The organism is Mycoplasmopsis meleagridis (assembly GCF_900660695.1).
Classification (GTDB): Bacteria; Bacillota_I; Bacilli_A; order Mycoplasmatales; family Metamycoplasmataceae; genus Mycoplasmopsis; species Mycoplasmopsis meleagridis.
On the sequence record NZ_LR215042.1, the window covers coordinates 1 to 19,699 of the forward strand.

The following is a 19,699-nucleotide window of genomic DNA, read 5'->3' on the forward strand; positions in this document are numbered from 1 at the left end:
ATGAACAAAATTGAGGAAACTAAATACAATAACTTACATAGTAATAGATTAATGAAAGAATTAAAATTATTAATTACTGATAGTTTTATTTTTAAAAATTACTTTTCTAAAATTAAAGTAGCAATAATAAAAGATAAATATATATATTTATTAACTAATAAAAATAAAAAAGAAAATATCGATGTTTTTAATGAATATAAAAATGTTTTTAATGAAGTAATAAATTCTCTTTTTCCAGACCATAAATATAAATTTATATGAAATGAAGATGTAGACAAATATAAAGATAAAAATATAAACAAAGAAGATAATATTATTACTTATTTAGATATTAGAAAGGACCATACCTTTGAAAATTATGTCGAAGGAAAATTTAATCATGAAGCAATTAAAATTTGCAAAATGATAATTAATGGAGAAAAAAATTTCAATCCTGTGTTAATTTATGGTAAATCAGGATTAGGAAAAACTCATCTATTGCATGCCACAATTAATCAGTTATTAAAAGATAATGTAAAAGTAATGTATATTAATCCTTCAATATTTGTTAGAGAAGTTTCTTCACTCTTGCAAGAAAATAATCAAGCAAAAATTAAAAAAATGAAAAAAGCTCTTGATGAAATTGATATTTTAATGTTTGATGATTTGCAATCATTAACAGTAGGTAACAAAAGATCAACATTAAATTTATTATTTACCATTTTAGACGAAAGAATTAATAAACAAAGAGTTACTATTTTTACACTTGATAAACCGATAGATTTACTCATCGAAGCATTGGATAATAGACTTTATACGCGTTTAGCAATGGGACTTCAACAAGAAATAAAAAGTCCTTCACAAGAAGAATTAGCAAAAATATTAATTAGTATTCTAAAAGAAAATAATATGAATCCAGAAAATTGGGATAAAGATGCTATTTCTCTCATTACACAAAATTTCGCTTCTGATGTGAGAAATTTAATTGGCGGAATTAATAAAATTAAATTTCACAAGAGCGAAATTGATAGTAGTTATAATTCGCAATATTCTTTATCTATTGTTAAAAATATTCTCTCTTCTATTAATAAAGATCAAATAACAGTTTCACCTGATAAAATAATTCATTTTATTAGTAAGTATTACAAAATAAATATGAATGAAATAATTAATAAAAATAGAGAAAAAAATGTTGTTCTAGCCAGAAATATAGCAATTTATATAATAAGAGAACAATTAAAATTACCTCTCGATAAAATAGGTTCTATATTTGGAAATAGGGATCATTCAACTATTATTAATTCAATAAAAAATATTGAAAAGCAGTTGAAAGAGGTAAATAATAATTTGAATCAAACAATAGCAGAAATAAAAGACAGTATTTATCGCTTGAAATAGGAATCAAAATGAAAATTATTGTTAATAAAAAGAAATTTGAAGAAACAATAGATATTGTTTCTAGATATACTGATCCTATCAATAATTCTTATGGATTAAGATGTATTTTATTTAATGTTTCAAAAGAAAAAATTACCTTAAGTGCATCAAATGGATTTATAAGTATTGTTAAATCATTAGAAGTAGATAATGAAAAAATTAAAATTATTGAAGAAGGTGATTTTTTAATAAATTCAACTATTTTTAAAAATGCAATTAGAAGAATGTCTAAAGAAATAACAATTAGTGATGAAAATGGAGATATTGAAATAAATGATAGTGATGTAAAATATAACTTAAGACCTAATAACATTGAAATTTTTCACTCAATTGACGAAATCTTTTCAGCTGAGAAAATTGAAATTAATACAGAAAAATTTAAAAAAGCTATTCATTCTGTAATTTTTGCCACTTCTGATGATGATCATGTTTTAAAATGTATAAACTTCTTAATTAAAGATAATGTTATTGATATTACTGCTACAGATAGATACAGATTAGCAAGATATTCTTTACCAACAAATGCTATTTTTTCTAGTTCTAAAGATATTTCTGTTTTAGCTTCTAGTGTTAAGGATTTAATTCCTAATGATTGTCCTAAAAAAGCTATTTTGTTTTTTAATAGTACTAAATTTGGAGTTGAATATGATAATACAGTTATAGCAGCAAATACTTCTGATGTTACTTTTCCTAATAATAATGACTATTTGTTTAGTATGAAAGAAATTAAAACTACTTTAATAATTAAAAAAGAAATATTAGTAGATTTATTAAATAAAGCATATGTAATAAATGCTCCAGGGTATAAAAAAATAAGTATTTCTATCAATAGAAATGAACTTAAAATATCTGTTATTGTTCCTGAATTAGGTGATTCATTAGTAAAAACAAAGGATTACGAATTTAGATCTGACGAAAAAAATGTGCAATTCGATGTAGATTTTAACTATTTTAAAGAAGCATTAAGTGTTTTTTCTGGTGAAGTTTTGTTGCTTTTAGATGAAAAACCAACAAAAATTTTAATTCTTTCAAAATCTAATGAAGAATGCAAACAAATTGTTGCTCCAACAAGAGGATAAAATGAATAATACTATTGAGATTAAAGACGATTTTATTACATTAGGACAATTTTTAAAAAAGGCAAAATTAATAGAAACAGGAGGGCAATCAAAATATTTTATTGAATATAATGATATAACTATTAATAATCGTAAACCGGAAGGAAGAGGTTCTAAAATTTATATAAATGATACAGTTTGAATAAATAATATAGTTTATCAGGTTGTTAAAGTAAAAAAATAGTAGTTTGGAACTACTATTTTTAATAATTTTAAAGAAGAATAATATTTTCTTCTTTACATTTATTTATTTCATCTTCAGTTCAAACACTAACTTGAACTTCACCAATATGTTTTTTTTCTAATAAGAACATTGATAATCTGCTTTGACCTATTCCTCCACCAATTGTAAGAGGTAATTTATTATTCAAAATATTTTCATGATATAAACCAAAAAACGATTTATCCTTTTTGTCGAATTTTGCTTGTTTAAGCAGTGATTCAGCATTTACTCTTATTCCCATAGATGATAATTCTAATGCTTTATTATTATTTTTATCATAAACTATTAAATCTCCATTTAGATTTCAATCATCATAATCAAATGATCTTTTTGAATGAACTTTATTGTCTTCTAAAGGATAGCCTATTTTATAAACAAAAAAAGCTTTTGTTTCTCTCGCAAAAACATTTTCTCTTTCTTCTGCACTAAGAGAAGGGAATTTTTTATATAGTTCCTCTGAACTAATAAATGTAATATCATCAGGTAATTTTTTACTAAGTTGAGGGAAATCAAAAATTAATTGGTTTTCTACATATCTTATAGACTTATATATTTTTTTAACAATATTTTTTAAAAATTCTATATTTCTTTCTTCATCAGAAATAATTAATTCTCAGTCTCATTGATCTACATAATATGAATGAAGATAATCTATATATTCCTGCTGTCTAATAGCATTCATATCAGTTCAAATTCCTTCATGTAAATCGAATTGATATTTTAATAACGCTTCTCTTTTTCATTTAGCTAAAGAATGGACTATTTCAAGATTTTCATTCAAATTAAGCGGATTAAATTTAACGGGATCTTCTCCGGATAAGCCATCATTAATTTTGGATTTACTTCTTACAAAAAGAGGAGCTGAAACTCTGATTAAATTTAAATTTTTACTAAGTGATTTCGTAAATAAAAATTTAAGATTTTGTATGGCTAATTGTGTTTCTTTTACATTTAATTTACTTTTATACATATTGAATTGAAGGTTTAACTTTTCCTTTTTTGATTCTGATCATTAATTGTAATTGCATACCATAAATTAGTAACGATAATGATTGATAAATAAGAGGAGATATAAGGTTATCAAAACCAGTTAATATACCTTGCATGATAAATAATAAAATCCAGCCTACATTATTAATACAGAATAATAAAATCATGTAAAGTGACATACCACTGAAATTTTTTGTTTCAAAACTTTTAATGACTTGTGGAAGAAATGAAATACAAGTTAAAATAGGGAAAAATGTTGAAACAAATCTAGCAAAACGATCATCTGCAGATCAAGCTCCACTACCATTAATTTTTAGGTATAAACCCAAAATAGAAATAATTCCAACTATAGTATTCAAAATAAGAGTAAATATTAACGAAGGCAGAGCCATATTTTTGTGATTTTTCTTAATTGTTGAATATTTATATAAGTAATAAATAACAAATGATTGAACAAAAGCGCAAATAGTATTTGCGTAGGTTGAAGCAGCAGTTTTAGGAATATTAAAACCACCATAAAGCATTCAACCTAAAAGACCAACATAGAATATTCAGTATGATAAAAATTTTGTATCGTTATGTGTATTCTTTTCTTTTTTTAAGTGAATTAATTGAGGAATTGAAAGGGAAAGAGTAGTAATAAATACAAAAATACTTAAAAATACTGCTATTACTGGAACGGCTGGTATATTATTCGGATTTGTTATAGCAAAAAAATTGTATAAATTTGACATAAAATTCCTTTAAATATAAGTTAGCACGCTTTTAAATTAGCCTTAACATTATATAAAATTTAAAAAGTTAAATTAAATATATAAAAAGTGGTAGAAAACCACTTTTTATATTTTAACTTTAGATAAATATCTGCGACGATAAAAATCTGATTTTTTAACATAATGGATAATAAGTGTTTGAATAATTGACCAAATACTTGTAAAAATTCAATATATTTGAACACCTGCGGTAAATACAACTGTAAGAATTGCAAATACAACTAACATTATATTTTGAGTTTTATTTGATTTTTTCAGTGCTTTTTCTTCTTCAATAGAAAGGCGCTGCTTCAATTTTTTTCTATTTAATAATCTAGGAAGAATTTGGGACATTAATTGGGTTGCTAAGGCAATTATTAAGAGACCTAAATATTGCCATTCTCCATCATAAATTAGTTTTCTTCAAGAAGTGGCTGAAAAATCCATTCCTAATCAACGCGTTGATTTTAATGAAGGCACGCTTTGTATAACTCTTCACATAGCAATAAAAATAGGTAAAGCAATTAAAGTACTTACTAGAATATCCATTGGATTAATTCCATGTTTTTTATAAAGTTGTTGGATTTCTTGTTGTTGTCTCGCTTTCATTTGCTTATTGCCTTTAAAATCAGCATATTTAGCGTCAATTTTTGCTTTTTTCTGCTTTAAATCTTCTTGTCTTGATTGAGTAATTGTTGCTTTTCAAGTAAAAGCTAAAGCGATAAGACGAGTAATAATAACAGCAATTATAAGAGCTAAGATTGTTGTTCAACCATGTGCATCAGGTAAAGGATTTCTAATTCCAGCAGTAATAAGAGCAATTGGATAAGCGAATAGAGAGAAAAATGGGCCTAGTGTTCATGATTCAGCTCAAGAAGTAATAGGTTTTTGAGGAATAGTATTTTGATATGCCATTTGATCTAAATCATTAGAATAATTACCAGCTTTATAAGTTAAAGGATTAGCATATTCATAATATATTTCTTCACCAGGTTTTTTTTCAGAAGTTTTATATGCAGGTTGATTATTTGTATCAAGAGCTTGTATTCTATAATTATTTTCAACAGTAAGGAAATTTACGTTTTTAAGGTAATTTAAAATTGTTTCGTTAAATTTCGAAATTGCATTAAATTGTTCATCTGTTAAACTTATTGAATTTTTATGTTCCACGATTGCTTGCAATAGTGCTTGGTATTTTTGCGAAGTTCCTTGAATGTTTTCTATATTGATATATTCGCTAGAACCATTGTTATTTGGAACTTGAATTCCGTTTAATCCGTCGATTATTCTCTTGTAGTAGTTATTATCAGTTAAAAAGGTTTGGCGATATAACAATTCTAATACATCACGATTAAACTTTAAATTAGGTTTATTTCCATCAAAATTATTTTCCACTTCTAACAAAGAAGCAGTTACAACATTATATTTATCACTAGGATTATTAGAAAACTGCTTTTCGTTAGTATTATATTTGTAACCTTCTTTAATAAATGGTTTTATATCGTTTGTTTTTAAAGTGTATGTTTTGTTATCAGCGTTTAATGTAAAGAAATCTCTTAAATTAAATGCAGGATTAAGGAATTTAATTGTAGAAAGCGTTTTAAAAACAGAATTATACGATGTAGTTGAAGCAGCTTTAAATAAGTATCTATTTTCATTTTCTCCCATAAAAATAGGGTGATTTGAAGCATAAGTATTGTCTTTGTTTTTAATTTGGATTCCGCTTGAATATGAGTCATATTTACCATATTCTCCACCATTTTTAAAGGTTTGGTCCTGGATAGCATTTAGCGTGCTCAAATCATTATATTTTGATAAAAGGTAGTTAGTTTCAGGATTGTGCTTTATTTCGTAATATTCATTGTCTAAAAGATATTTATCGTTATTTGGTTTTGTTGCAGGTTCAAAAGTAGCAACAGAAGGGGCAATATCTTTTTTATCGAGGTAAAATTCTGTTCCAGCACCAGTATAAGTTGAAGATTTTACAACGATAGACTGAACACACCCTGTTAATGTTAGTCCAAAAATAAATGTATATAATACTGCTCTTATTCAAAATCAAACTTTTTTCCATGTAGTTTTTTTCTGATTATTTTGAGCATTATTTGAATTAAAATAATCAAAATTTTTAGATCTATTTTTTTCCATGTTGTATTTTTTCAAATAACTTTCTAGTTTTTTCTAATTTTTCAGCATAACTTATACTTAAAAAATTTTTGCGAACAATCATAACCATATGGTATTTTAAATTGTAGAAATTTAAAGAATTGATTATTGATTTAAGCTGTCTTTTGCAATAGTTTCTATAAACAGCATTACAAAATTTTTTAGGAACAGTAATACCGATTTTAAAATTATCGCTAGGTTTAAAATAAATAATTAAATTTTTATCGAAAACTTGATTTTTTGTTTTTATAACATTTTCAAATTCTCAGCTCTTCTGTAAACGATAAATTTTTTTCATTAGAATTTTTAGTTTTATTTACTTGAAACTGTTAATCTTTTTCTACCTTTTGCTCTTCTAGCAGCTAATATTTTTCTTCCGTTAGATGTAGACATTCTTGCTCTAAAACCATGTGTTTTTACATGTTGTCTTTTATTTGGCTGATATGTTCTTAGACTCATAATTTCTCCTTTTCTTTGAATATCTAAACAAACATTTTAAATTATTTTAAAGGGATAAAATGCTTTTTATATTATATATTAATAACATATTTACAATTACTAAAATTAAAAATAGGTACAATATATTTTGAGTGTTGGAGGTAACTGTGTTGAATCTAAAATATTTGATTGATAATGAAAAAGAAGTTCGAGAATTATTTAAAACAAGAAAAGTTGATTTCGAACTATTAGATAAACTTTTCTCAATTGCAAAAATGAGAGGAAAGTTAATGTTCGAAGCACAACAAAAGAAAGCTCTATTAATCTCTAAAAGTAAAAATTTAAGCAAAGAAAAGACAAATAAAGATAAATTTGAAATGCTTAAAAATGAGCTAAGCATCTTAAAAAAAGAGCAGATTATTTTAGAAAAAAAAGCTGATGATTTAGATATTGAAGTTAAAGACATTATCAATAAAATTCCTAATTTACCTCTAAAAGATGTTCCACTAGGTGAAGATGATAGTCAAAATATCGTTTTAAAAACTCATGATAATTTAGGCAGGGGTTTGATTAGTAAAAATGTTAAACCCCATTATGAAATAGCCCATGAATTAGGTTTATTCGATACGGAAAGGGCTTCTAAATTATCTGGTTCAAGGTTTGTTATTTATAAAGATGATGGTGCAAGATTAGCAAGAGCATTACAAAATTATTTATTAGATTTACACTCAAATAATAATTATCAAGAAATTGATGTGCCAGTTTTAGTTAAACCTAACATAATGTATGGAACAGGTCAATTACCTAAGTTTAAGGAAGATTTATTTTATTTAGAGAAAGAAAATTTATATTTAATTCCTACTGCAGAAGTTCCAGTTACTAATTTGTACAACAATGAAATAATTGATTTATCAAAACCAATAAAATTGACTGCTTTTACTCCTTGTTTTAGATCAGAAGCTGGTAGCGGCGGGAAAGATACCAAGGGAATAATTAGATTGCATCAATTTAAAAAAGTTGAGTTAGTTAAAATAACTAGTAAAAAAGATGCGTTAGAAGAATTTGATCAATTATTAGAGCAAGCAAAATTAGTGTTAGAAAATTTAGAATTACCATATAGGGAATTATTGTTATGTAGAGGAGATTTAGGATTTTCTTCTAAAAAAACAATTGATTTAGAAGTGTGATTGCCATCGGAAATGAAATATAGAGAAATTAGTTCTGTTTCTTATATGGGCGATTTTCAAGCAAGAAGAGCTATGATAAGATATAGAAATAGTGAAGGTGAAATTGAATACGCACACACTATGAATGGTTCTGGCTTAGCCATTGATAGACTTATAGCTGCAATATTAGAAAATTATCAACAAGAAGATGGTTCTATCATTGTGCCTAAAAAGCTAGTTCCTTATATGCAAGGAAAAGAAAAAATAGAAAAATAGCAAAGATAAACTATTTTTCTATTTTTTCTAAAATGCAAACATTTTCAATATGAAAAGTTTGAGGAAACATATCTACAGGAGAGAAAAATTTTATTTTATATCCAGCATTAAGAAAATTTTTTAAATCTCTAATCATTGTGTGAATATTACAAGAAATATAACCTATTTTTATTGGTTTTATTTCAATAATTTGTTTAATTATTTCTTTAGATAAGCCCTCTCTAGGAGGATTAACAATAATTTTATTTATCTTCAAAATAGACAAATTAGTATTTTTATTTAAATTCTCTGCATAAAAATAGCTATTATCAATTTTATTAATGATTGCATTAATTTTTGCGTTATTAATTGCATCTTTAATTAATTCTATTCCTATCAATTTATTTATTTTATTAGCTATCAATAAACCTATAGTTCCTACTCCACAATATGCATCTAAAACTATGTCTTGATTATTAAAATCCATATTGTCAATTAGCAGGTTATATAAATTTTGGATTTGACTAGAATTAATTTGAAAAAAGCTATCTGGTGAAATTAAAAAGAAAAAACTATTTAATTTATTAAGAAATTTAGTGTTTTTCTTTTGATATATAACAACATTTTTATTATTGTAACGGAGAATAAAAGTCGTTACATTTTCAAAAATTTTATTATTAAAATTTATATTTAAATTTGTTTTATTACTAGTTATCAAAAGAACTTGTAAGTTATTATTAAAATTAGACTTTCTAATAATTAAAGAAGCTTCTGTGCCTATTTTATAGTTATTTTGATTCATATAATCAATAAAAGCAAAAGCAAAATGATTAATTTCTTCTTCAGCTAAAGAAATATTGTTTAGAGAAACAAAATGATTTGTATTTTTCTCATAAAAACCTATTTTATAATCATTATCTTTTAATTTTAAAAACACTTTTATCTTATTTCGATAATTTCAAATTTTAGGAGAAGGCAAAATATTAGATTTTAATTCGAAATTCAAATTTCTCTTTAAGAGAGATTTAACTATATTTTCTTTAAATTCTAATTGCGAAGAATAATCAATTATAGATAAAGGTGCAATGCCATATTCTATGTCAATTTCTTTTATTCTTTTATGAGATTTTTTATGGATTTCAATAGTTTTAGCGTAGATAATTTTCGTTGTTATTTTTTTAATTTGAATATCTATTATTTCTTTAGGTAAAGCATTATCAATTAAAAATAATTTATTATCTTTTCTAAACGAGCCAAAACCTTCATAAGTTAGTTCTTCAATTTCTATATTTTTTATAATTTGATTTAAAAAATATTGCATATAAGAATTATAAAAGGATTAAAATAATGCGTCTCTTTTTTATATTAATTAAGAGACGCATTTATTATTTAATTATTCAGAGTGACAAGATGTTTTTCCTTCTTTATCAGAGCATTTACTTGCGCATTCTTTCTTTTCGCAGCCACACTTGCTTTCACAAGAAGATTTTTTTGCACAGGTTTTATTTTCACCTGAACATTTCTTTTCACAAGTTTTTTTACATTCTTTTTCCATAGCTATTCTCCTTAAAAATATTAATTTATACCTTTATTTTATACTAAAAATACACTTTTTGCTATTTTTTTAATTTTTTAAACAAAATAAAAAGAAGCATTTCCTGCTTCTTTTTATAACATATAAGAGATATTAAGAATAAGAATAATTTTACTCATAAAATCATTCAATTAATATAGTGAAGGGAGTGGAATACTACTCAAGAAATCCGTTTTTGGATAATCATCCTTATAATTCAGGATGCATCAGATATATTTTAACTTATTTTAAGATAATAATAAAAATTATTTCATTAAAATAACTTTTTCTCTAATAGGTATTACGTGAATGTGAGTGTGAAAAACAGTTTGATCAGCCATTTCGTTAGTATTAATGACAACTTTAAATCCAGGGATACCTTTATCTAAAATTTCTTTTTTAGCTAATTTTCTAGCTACGTTAAAAATATGTCCTGCAGTATCGTCATCCATTTCGGTGATATTTTTGCTAAATTTCTTAGGAATAACTAAAAAATGGCCTTCTCTAAAAGGAAAAGCATCATAAATAGCAATACATTTACTGTCTTCATAAAGAAATTTTGCTGGCATTTCTTTTCTAATTATTTTTGCAAAAATTGTTTCATTATTATTAGACATATAACCTCTAATCAATTATTTTTATAAAACTTTTGTCTTTTAAAGCATTAAATAATGTTTCATTTATATCTTTTTTTATTTGAATTTGGTAACCTAATTTGGAAAATGCGTTTTGAGCAGTTTTGTAAATATCAGGATCGTTTAAAGCAAAAATAAAACTTAATCTATTTATTTTATCTGCGTATGGAGTATTTTTAAAAGACAAAAGAATTTTGTCTTCTGATTCTGATGAATTTTCACTAAGAGGTAATTTTGTAGGCAACTTTTCTGCAATTGGAGTAATTTGATTTATGTAAGCTAGTATAGCCTTATCTGTTGTATCAGCATTATTTTTGTAAGGAGAATAGGGATTATCTTTAGAAATTTGATTAAACAATCTATTAGCAGAAGGACTATAAAAACCAGTTAGAGAATAGTCATTAGTAGTTGAAGAATTAATTTTAGAAAGATCTTCATAGTTTCAAAGCAAACCATAATTATTATTATCAACTTCGAAACCAGCATAGCCTTTTAATTCCGTGTCATAAGGGCTATTGGTTAGAATTTCGCTACTATTTTTTTTCAAAACTTTTGAATAATCAGGAGAATTTTTTAAAAAATTATTAAAGTCATTAACATCTTTGATTAAGCCATAGCCTTGAAGGAAAAAATCATCTGTTGAAATTTTAGTATCGTCTGATTTTTTCCAAATTTGAATTAATTTCTTTTTTAAGGCATATTGATTGAGGTTGTAGTTTTCAATACTTGTTGTTAAATCTTTATCGTATTTAAAAGATGAATCAATAGTTTTTAATTGCTTTGGATCAGAAATTTGAAAATACTTATAAACTAACAAAAGTTTACTTATTTCTTCCCTTATTTTACTTTTATCGTTTGCTCAATAAGCCTTAAAAATAGACGAATTAGGAATTTCATCAGGAGTTACTTGATTAGTTGCAATTATTTTAGAATAATCATTAATATCCGTATTTTTAACTAATTCAATATTTTTCTTTAAGAAAAAATTTTTATCTTTGTTTAATTGATTTTGAGCATATAGTTGAAAAGCTAAATAAGAATCATTAAATAATTGGCTAGAAATAGAATTAACATCATTTTTTAGTTTATTTAAATTATCATTATTACTTATATCAATACCATAAAGAGAAGCTAAAGTAGAATTTAATCAATCCTGTTCTATTGTGTTAATAGTTATTTCACTAGATAAAGTTTTGTCTTGTTTAATTTTTTCAGTTGTTTCAACCTTATTACCACAAGCAACAGCTAAAAAAGGAAAGCAAGCAGAAGAACTTATTAAACCCAATTTTAAAAATTTATTTAATTTCATTGTTCTCCTTTTATCTATTTTTAAATAAATTAAGTAAACTTATTAATTTTTCATTTAATAAATAGTCAGCTGTTTTTTGATAATTATCGTTATTATTAACGAAATAAGTTTGATTATCTTTTGATTCAAAATATGCATCAGCTTCGTTTTTTGTTCTCTCTTCCATTCATTTGCTGATATTTTCTGTAATGTTTAAGGCTTTTTCTGCATTAACAGCATTAATAGCATTTTTGTTTAAAGAAATTAAATTATTTATTTCTTCTTCTGTGTAAGAAGGATTTTCCTTATTTGCAACATTATACTTAGGGTTGAAAATATTAGTTTGTTTTTTTAAATATTCCTTGAAATCAGGGCTATTAAGCATAACATCATTAATGTAATTATCGTTTGTTAAAGTACTATTTATAACATTAATGGCATTATAATTAACACCACTTAATTGAGAATATTTGTTTTTGAGAACATAGTCGTTTTGAATCATTTTGATAATAGTATTTATGTTATCATTTGTATTATTTTTAACAATATCTTGCATATTTATGAGTGAAACGCCTTTTTTTGTTAAAACAATATAAGTATCAGAAGAATCTTTTAACTTGTAAAAAGTATAAAGTTGCTTATTTTCATTTTTATTAGGACCAATATCAAACGTTTTTTCAAATTCATCAGTTATTAATTCTTTGAATTTATCATCATATAAACCAGTTTTTTTGGCATTATCTGTATTATCAAAAGCTTTTTGAATTTCTTCATTATATTTAGTAATTTTTTCTTTTTTCTTATCAAAAGTATCAGAAGATTCAAAAGTAGGAGCAGTTATTTTTAAATATGAATTAATGTTATTTTGAATATTTTTTAACATTCCAAATAAATCTATTTCTTTTATTTGTTCTTTGTTATTTAATAGTATTTCTTTAATTGCAACAAAAGCTTTTAAAGCATTATCATCATTGGTAAAAAGAGAAGAAAGTGAAATTAGTCCTTGAGTACCAAAATTATTTTTAATGGCATCATCATCGTTAGAAAGTTTTTGCAATATATCATTATAAAGTTTTGCGTTAGCTGGCAAATCAGTATTATTTTCAGAGTTTAATAAATTTGCATATTCGCTAAAAGGCTTAAAATTATCTTTTATTTTGTCGTATGAATAAACAATATTTTTTTCTTCATTGGAACTAATTGGTCAAGCAAACATAAGTCTTTTGAAAAGCTCTTTATCAACATTTCAATTGTCTGAATTTTTAACTTTTGCAATTCCAGGAAGAGTAAATTGACTAATGACATATGGATTATCATTTTTTAAATAATGTTCTATAAAAGGTTTAGCTGATTTTTGAGAAGGAAGAAAGCTTTCAGTCATGAAACTTATATATTTGTTGTTGATTTTGAAATAATTTCCATCTAGATTATTATTGGTTATTTCTTTTAACCAAGAAAAAACTTTTTCGCCTTTTTTTATAACAGTATTATCAGAAGTATTTTGTATATCACTATTCGCAACACGATCAATTATGTCATCAATTGAGTTAGTAGAAAGTTTAAAACGTCTTAATGCATCTGGTTTAATATGTTCAAAAACACTATTATTTATAGCTTCTTCTTCATTAGTAGCACCATTATATTTGTCAATTAAAAGTTGATTAAATTGCGTTTGTCAATTATCATAGCCATATTTTTTGATAGTATCATTTTTGATGTCTTTTAATTCATTTGAATATTGATTTTTAAGTTCATCAATTGTTTTTAACTGGATATTAGTATTCCTAGTTTCGCCATTTTTAAGTGAAGCATTTCATAATTTTTGATATTCAACTGAAGCTTTTTGTTCTTGATCATAAAGATAGTAAATAGCTAATTTATTAATTTCCTTTAATTGAGCTTGATAATTATTTTCTGTTTGTTCTTTATTTACATCTTCTACATAACCAACATTGAAGTTAATTTTTTTACCATTAGCATTGAAAGTATAGAGATTTTGTTGTCTAGAGATAGGATCAATATATTCATTTCTAGTTCCAGTTACTGCTAAAGGGATAGTTATTCCAATAACAATAGCTGCTGTTAAAACTGAACCCAAAATAAAAATTGATCTTCCTTTTCTTTTTTTAACTTGAATCTTGGAATTTTTAGTTTCATGTTGTGCATTTTTCTTTGCTAAACGTTCAAAAAATGTCTCTTTTCTTTTAGCCATATTTTCTCCATAATGCATTAAGTAATTAATATTAATTATATTATGAAAATCTAAATTAATATTCAATATGTAAGAGAGCTTAAATGTTGAAAAATCAGAAATATTTTTATCAAGATTAAAATTAACAAAAAAGTTCTTTTTAAAGTATTTTAAGGTAAAATTAAGTTGTAAGTCAATATTTTGTAAGAGTTGCAAAGTTTGCAACTCTTTGTTTTTAAAAAAGGCAAATATGAATTGAGAAAATTTATTAAAAAAAGAATTTGGCGAAATTATTTTAGAAACTAAAAAAATTAACGAAAACGGAATGATAATTTTGGATGTGAAAATTAATAGTCACGATTCAAAAATAGTTGAAAAATATACTTATTTAATCAATAATTTTATCGATCGCAAAGTTAATACTAATTTAGATTTTGATTATTTATCAGTTAGTTCTGCGGGATTAAAAATAGATTATAAAATAGATGAATTAGATAAATTAATAAATGAATATGTAGAAATTTATTTAAATAAAAGTTTAAATAAAAAGGATTTATTTATTGGACAATTGTTGCAAAATGAAGAAAATAGTATTTTACTTAAGTGAAATGACAAAGGCCAATTTAAAAAACAAGTAATTACAAAAGATTTGATATCTAAAATAAAAAAACACATCAAAATTTAAGAGGAAATATGGCAAAGAAAATTGAAACTAAAGAATTAAACTATGAAAAACAATTTTTTAAATCAATTCTTGAATATAGCGTTAACCACAATATTTCTTTAGATAGTGTCATTGATGTTTTTAATCAACAAACAACAAAAATTATTAAGAAAAAATTAGATCAAGATGCCGAAATAGTCTATGAATTAGACAAAAAAAACAAAATAGCTAAACTCTATAATTTATATGTTAGTGTTGTTGACAATGATCCAGAAATAATTAGAGACATTGAAAACAACCCAGAAATTCGTTTTTATAATATTACTTTAAATGAAGCTAAATTGTATTATCCAGAAGTTAAAGTTGATGACATCATTAAAGCACCAGTTAGTTTAAGTTGAATTAGTGAGTCTAAAAATTCTAATATAAAACTAATTGCGAAAGTACTTTTTAATTCTATTGTTCAAGGAATTAAATTATTGGAAAAGAAAATAATTTATGATAAATACTCTTGCATGATAGGACAAAAAATTATGGCAGAATTTGTTTCTCAAACTGATAAAGGAAATTGAAATGTAATTTTGCTTGATCCTAGTGGTTTACATAATGTGAGCGCATTTTTACCTAGATCTTTACTAAATGGACAAAGAGATATTAAGCGTGGTCAAAAATTAGAAGTTGTTATTGAAAGTGTAGAAGAAGATACTAAATTAAGTCAAATTAAAGTTTCATTAGATTCTCCACTTATGGTTGAAGCAGAATTAAAAGAAAATATTCCTGAAATTAATGAAGGATTAATTACCATTTATAAAATTCAAAGAAAACCCGGCGAAAGAACGAAAGTAGCTTTAAAAAAGACAAATTCTTCAAATTCTGATTTTGATTTGCATGGCGCTATTATTGGTATTAACAGCAATAGAATCAATTCAATAAGAAGTAAATTGAATAATGAAAGAATTGATATTATCGAATATAGTGACGATTTAATTACTTTTATAAAGAATGCTCTATCTCCTGCTAAAGTAATTGATATTCTTAAAAAAGAAGAAAAAAACAATGACTATTATGTTATTGTTCTCAAAGAATCAATTACTACAGCAATAGGTAAGAAAGGAGTTAATGCATCATTAGCTTCTTCTTTAACTGGAACTCATTTAGATATTGTAGATACTGAAAAAGCTGATGAATTAGGCTTAGAATACGATAAAAATGCATTATCTTTATTATCACAATTCAATTATTCATCTAATAAAAAAGTAAATTCTAATAATAGAAAAGAAAGAAAGAACAATTTAACATCTTTTGATTTTAACATGGATACTTTTGATAAAGATGTTGCTGCCTTTGAATTACAAGAACAAGAAGATAATAACAAATATAGTGATCTTAATTTTGACGAATTGTTTAAACAACATGAAAAAGAACTTAATGAATTAGAAAAAGAACAAGAAGAGACAATAAGCGAAGAATTAGCTAAAGAAGAAATCAAAAAAGATATTAAAAATTACAAAAAAGCTAAAAAAGTTATTGAAGATTTTAAAATAGATGATGATCTTACTAATTTCGGACTTGATAAAAACATTGATTTATCAGATTTGAATGATGAAGAATGATAAAAAAGTTACAAGAAAATGCATTGTAACAAATCAAATTTTTCCAGTAGAAGAATTGGTAAGATTTAACTATAAAAAAGAATTAAACGAAATTTTGCTTGATAAAGAAAAAAAATTAAAGGGAAGAGGATGCTATTTCTATCCAACAAGAACTAATTGGGAATTGTTAACTAGAAAAAGAGGATTAAATAAAGCTTTTAGAACAAATGTTTCGAATGAAACATATAATAAATTTACGGCAGATTTGGAGGAATTAAAATGACTAAAGTAAAAAGAATAACAAATGATGAAAATATCAAACAATCATTATTACATGTTAAAACAGAAATAAAAGATGGTGTTTTTATTTTTAGCGGTAAAATGCCTCTTAATGAATTTGCAAAGAAAATAAATGTTAATGCAAATGAAATCATTAAGAAATTCTTTTTAAAAGGTCATGTTTTTACAATTAATCATATTCTAGACGAAGAACAAATTGCCGGAATTTGTATGGATCAAGGCCTTGATTTTAGGAAAGAGCAAAATATAGATGCTGCTAATTTTCTTAATGAAATTGATTTTAAAGATGATGTTAAATTATTAAAGAAACGTGATCCTATTGTAACAGTAATGGGTCATGTAGATCATGGTAAAACAACTTTAATTGATTATATTCGTAAAACTAATGTAACTTCAACTGAAAGCTCAGGAATTACACAACATACAGGCGCCTATCAAGCATTACATAATAACAATAGAATAACTTTTATTGACACACCGGGACATGAAGTTTTTGATCAAATGCGTTCTAGAGGTGCAAAAATTACTGATGTAATTATATTAGTTGTAGCTGCTGATGATGGTGTTATGCCACAGACTAAAGAAGCAATAAAACATGCTAAAAGTGCAGAAGTTCCTATAATAGTATTCATTAATAAAATTGATAAAACTAATAAGAATTTAGAGAGAATAAAAAGAGAACTTGCTGATAATGATTTAGTTGTCGAAGAATACGGGGGTAATGTACCAGTTGTTTTAGGATCAGCTATTAACGGAACAGGAATTGATGAATTACTTACACAAATAGTTCTATTAACTGATATTATGGAACTAAAAGCTAATTTTAATCGTTATCCTTTTGGTACAGTCATTGAAAGTAAAATTGATAAGGGGATAGGAGCTTTAACAACTGTTATTGTAGAAAACGGAAGAATGGAAAAAGGAGACTTTATAATAGCTGGATCGTCTTTTGGTAGAGTGAAAATGATGTTAGATCCTTCTAATATGAAGCAAATTGACTATGCAACTCCAGGAATGCCAGTTATTTTTAGTGGTTTAAATATCGCACCACTTGCTGGAGAAAGATTTATTGGCATTTATGACGAAAAATTAGCTAAAAAGTTAGCTAATGAAAAAGCTCAAAAAGATAGAAATGATATCTTATTCAATAAAAGTCAGACAAATAATAAACTTAATCAAGGCAAAAAAATTGTTAATTTAATTATTAGATCTGATGTTCAAGGAACAGCAGAAGCGTTAGAAAGTTCATTAGCAAAATTATCTAATGATGAAGCAATGATAAGAGTCATAAGCGCACAAGCTGGAATTGTATCTAATTCAGATTTGTTATTAGCACAAGCATCTAATGCTTTGATAGTTATGTTTAATAATAAACCCTCTTCAATTACTAAACAAATGGCAAAACAACATGGTGTTTCTTTAAGTTATCATAATGTCGTTTATAAAGTTGTTGAAGAAATCGAAGCTTTATTAGAGGCTCAAAAAACTATTGTCTACGAAGAAAAAATAATTGGTTCTGCAAGAGTTGCTCGTTTATTTAAATATTCTAAAGTCGGAATTATTGCCGGTTGTATAATGAACGAAGGAAGCGTAAAATTAGGTTGCAAAGTTAAAGTTTTTAGAAATAAAAAAATGATTCATGAAGGCTTTATTGAAACTCTTCAAAGAGAAAAAAATGAAGTTAAAGAAGTTTCAAATGGTAAAGACTTCGGCACTCATTTACGTAAATATAATGATGTTCAAGTTGATGATATTTTTGAATTTTATGAAGATGTTCCTGTTACTAATAAGACTATAAAATAGGTAATTATGAATTTAAAAGAGTATGTTAGAGATATTCATGATTTTCCCAAAAAAGGAATAGTTTTCAAAGATATTTCACCTTTGTTAAATAATGGGGAAAAATATCACTATGTAATTAAAAAAATTGCAGAGTTAGTTAAAGATTGTGATGTTATAGTATCGCCAGATGCAAGAGGATTTTTATTTGGTGCCCCAACTGCAGTTTTGTTATCCAAACCTTTTGTTATGGTTAGGAAAGCTGGAAAATTACCAGGTGAAACAATTAAACTTAATTATCAATTACAATATGGTGAAAATATTTTAGAAATTCAAACAAATCAATTAAAACAAAATCAACAAGTAGCAATAATCGATGATGTTTTAGCAACGGGAGGGACTGTATCTGCTATTAAAAAATTAGTAGAATCGCAAGGAGCAATTGTTAAAAAAATTGTTAATTTTATCGAGTTAATTTCTCTTAAGGGTAGAGAAAAATTCGAGAAAGAAAACATCGAAGTAAGTTCGATATTGCATTATGAATAAAATAAATAGGAAAGAAAAAAAGAAAATTTTCAATGTACGAAATTTGGTTTTTATATCAATTTATTTATCTTTGTTCTTATTAGCAGGACTAACAGGTTATTTTGGTTATATTCCAATTTTGCATACCACAATTACTTATTTACCTGTAATAGTAGTTATTGCGACGATACATTTAGAATTTAAAGGCGCTCTAGTAAGTGGGCTAGGTTTTGGCTTTAGTTCGTTAATTGCGGCTTATTTATATGGAAGTACTAGATATCAATATATTGATATTTCAGTTTTGCCTAGATTATTAATGGCTATATTTGTGTTTTTAGCATATAAATTAGTTAATTATGAATTAAAACCAAAATTATATAAATTTATTTTTCTTTCACTTTTAGCAACAGAATTAAATGTAATTTTAACAATTAGTGCTCAATATGTTCATAATATTATTTCTCCATTAAGATATATTCTAGGAGTTAGAGAGTGAGCAATAACTCATGTTATTAATTTAGTTTCTGAACCTATATTAGCAATTTTTTTGTCAATTATTTTGTATAGATTTGTTAATTACATGCGAAAAAAATATTTATATAATCAAAAAATTAAATTTTAATTTAAA

General features: G+C 24.9%; 20 protein-coding genes. 10 read left to right on the top strand and 10 right to left on the bottom strand.

The features are described from left to right. The 3 genes from dnaA to EXC33_RS00015 all read left to right on the top strand — a co-directional run. On the top strand, nucleotides 1-1,377 hold a 1,377-nt coding region (dnaA, locus tag EXC33_RS00005), incomplete at its 5' end, for a chromosomal replication initiator protein DnaA (protein ID WP_046097038.1). Between the two features lie 8 nt (nucleotides 1,378-1,385). Continuing rightward, a complete protein-coding gene (locus EXC33_RS00010; RefSeq protein ID WP_046097039.1) occupies nucleotides 1,386-2,495 on the top strand; it encodes a DNA polymerase III subunit beta in 1,110 nt (369 codons plus the stop codon). A gap of 1 nt (nucleotide 2,496) precedes the next feature. Further along, nucleotides 2,497-2,718, top strand: a complete 222-nt coding sequence (locus EXC33_RS00015; protein ID WP_046097040.1) for an RNA-binding S4 domain-containing protein — start codon at nucleotides 2,497-2,499, stop codon at nucleotides 2,716-2,718. Between the two features lie 28 nt (nucleotides 2,719-2,746). Here the strand turns inward: EXC33_RS00015 and EXC33_RS00020 are convergent, their stop codons facing one another. The 5 genes from EXC33_RS00020 to rpmH all read right to left on the bottom strand — a co-directional run bounded on the left by EXC33_RS00020 (nucleotide 2,747) and on the right by rpmH (nucleotide 7,124). Next, nucleotides 2,747-3,727: an aspartate--ammonia ligase gene (locus tag EXC33_RS00020; RefSeq protein WP_046097041.1), complete on the bottom strand. Its 981-nt coding sequence runs from the start codon at nucleotides 3,725-3,727 to the stop codon at nucleotides 2,747-2,749. Then, a complete protein-coding gene (locus EXC33_RS00025; RefSeq protein WP_046097042.1) occupies nucleotides 3,720-4,481 on the bottom strand; it encodes a PQ-loop domain-containing transporter in 762 nt (253 codons plus the stop codon). Before EXC33_RS00025 ends, EXC33_RS00020 begins: the two co-directional genes overlap by 8 nt. Before the next feature lie 105 nt (nucleotides 4,482-4,586). Beyond that, nucleotides 4,587-6,647 carry a membrane protein insertase YidC gene (gene yidC, locus EXC33_RS00030; RefSeq protein ID WP_052717035.1) on the bottom strand — a complete coding sequence of 687 codons (2,061 nt, stop codon included), beginning with the start codon at nucleotides 6,645-6,647 and terminating at the stop codon, nucleotides 4,587-4,589. Next, entirely contained in the window at nucleotides 6,634-6,963 is a 330-nt protein-coding gene (rnpA, locus tag EXC33_RS00035) for a ribonuclease P protein component (protein ID WP_046097043.1), read from the bottom strand. Before rnpA ends, yidC begins: the two co-directional genes overlap by 14 nt. A gap of 14 nt (nucleotides 6,964-6,977) precedes the next feature. After that, a complete protein-coding gene (gene rpmH / locus EXC33_RS00040; protein ID WP_046097044.1) occupies nucleotides 6,978-7,124 on the bottom strand; it encodes a 50S ribosomal protein L34 in 147 nt (48 codons plus the stop codon). A gap of 146 nt (nucleotides 7,125-7,270) precedes the next feature. On the opposite strand from rpmH, the gene serS reads away from it, so the two are divergent. Beyond that, nucleotides 7,271-8,545 (top strand): serine--tRNA ligase, encoded by a 1,275-nt coding sequence (gene serS, locus EXC33_RS00045; protein WP_046097045.1) that lies wholly within the window; start codon nucleotides 7,271-7,273, stop codon nucleotides 8,543-8,545. 10 nt (nucleotides 8,546-8,555) lie between these two features. Here serS and rlmD read toward each other — a convergent pair whose 3' ends face one another. The 5 genes from rlmD to EXC33_RS00065 all read right to left on the bottom strand — a co-directional run bounded on the left by rlmD (nucleotide 8,556) and on the right by EXC33_RS00065 (nucleotide 14,232). Further along, nucleotides 8,556-9,845, bottom strand: a complete 1,290-nt coding sequence (gene rlmD, locus EXC33_RS00050) for a 23S rRNA (uracil(1939)-C(5))-methyltransferase RlmD (RefSeq protein WP_046097046.1) — start codon at nucleotides 9,843-9,845, stop codon at nucleotides 8,556-8,558. 72 nt (nucleotides 9,846-9,917) lie between these two features. Further along, nucleotides 9,918-10,079 carry a hypothetical protein gene (locus EXC33_RS02780; RefSeq protein WP_161792744.1) on the bottom strand — a complete coding sequence of 54 codons (162 nt, stop codon included), beginning with the start codon at nucleotides 10,077-10,079 and terminating at the stop codon, nucleotides 9,918-9,920. 284 nt (nucleotides 10,080-10,363) lie between these two features. Further along, entirely contained in the window at nucleotides 10,364-10,714 is a 351-nt protein-coding gene (hinT, locus tag EXC33_RS00055) for a histidine triad protein HinT (RefSeq protein ID WP_046097047.1), read from the bottom strand. 7 nt (nucleotides 10,715-10,721) lie between these two features. Continuing rightward, a complete protein-coding gene (locus EXC33_RS00060) occupies nucleotides 10,722-12,041 on the bottom strand; it encodes a HinT-interacting membrane complex lipoprotein P60 (RefSeq protein WP_046097048.1) in 1,320 nt (439 codons plus the stop codon). Nucleotides 12,042-12,051: 10 nt separating this feature from the next. Continuing rightward, on the bottom strand, nucleotides 12,052-14,232 hold the full coding sequence (locus EXC33_RS00065; protein WP_129727247.1) for a HinT-interacting membrane complex protein P80: 2,181 nt from the start codon (nucleotides 14,230-14,232) through the stop codon (nucleotides 12,052-12,054). A 229-nt stretch (nucleotides 14,233-14,461) separates the two neighbouring features. Between EXC33_RS00065 and EXC33_RS00070 the strand changes: the two genes are divergently transcribed. From EXC33_RS00070 to EXC33_RS00095, 6 genes are read left to right on the top strand one after another with little or no spacing between them, the layout of a single operon-like run. Further along, nucleotides 14,462-14,896 (top strand): LSm family protein, encoded by a 435-nt coding sequence (locus tag EXC33_RS00070; RefSeq protein ID WP_046097050.1) that lies wholly within the window; start codon nucleotides 14,462-14,464, stop codon nucleotides 14,894-14,896. A gap of 8 nt (nucleotides 14,897-14,904) precedes the next feature. Next, complete coding sequence (locus EXC33_RS00075; protein ID WP_046097051.1) at nucleotides 14,905-16,491, top strand: NusA N-terminal domain-containing protein; 1,587 nt, start codon at nucleotides 14,905-14,907, stop codon at nucleotides 16,489-16,491. Beyond that, nucleotides 16,475-16,759, top strand: coding sequence for a YlxR family protein (locus EXC33_RS00080; RefSeq protein WP_318024062.1), 285 nt, complete (start codon nucleotides 16,475-16,477; stop codon nucleotides 16,757-16,759). The genes EXC33_RS00075 and EXC33_RS00080 overlap by 17 nt, the downstream gene beginning before the upstream one ends. Continuing rightward, on the top strand, nucleotides 16,741-18,570 hold the full coding sequence (gene infB, locus EXC33_RS00085) for a translation initiation factor IF-2 (RefSeq protein WP_408634089.1): 1,830 nt from the start codon (nucleotides 16,741-16,743) through the stop codon (nucleotides 18,568-18,570). The genes EXC33_RS00080 and infB overlap by 19 nt, the downstream gene beginning before the upstream one ends. A 6-nt stretch (nucleotides 18,571-18,576) precedes the next feature. Beyond that, a complete protein-coding gene (locus tag EXC33_RS00090; RefSeq protein WP_046097054.1) occupies nucleotides 18,577-19,092 on the top strand; it encodes an adenine phosphoribosyltransferase in 516 nt (171 codons plus the stop codon). Beyond that, nucleotides 19,085-19,693, top strand: a complete 609-nt coding sequence (locus EXC33_RS00095) for a hypothetical protein (RefSeq protein ID WP_046097055.1) — start codon at nucleotides 19,085-19,087, stop codon at nucleotides 19,691-19,693. Before EXC33_RS00090 ends, EXC33_RS00095 begins: the two co-directional genes overlap by 8 nt. Nucleotides 19,694-19,699: the final 6 nt, after the last annotated feature.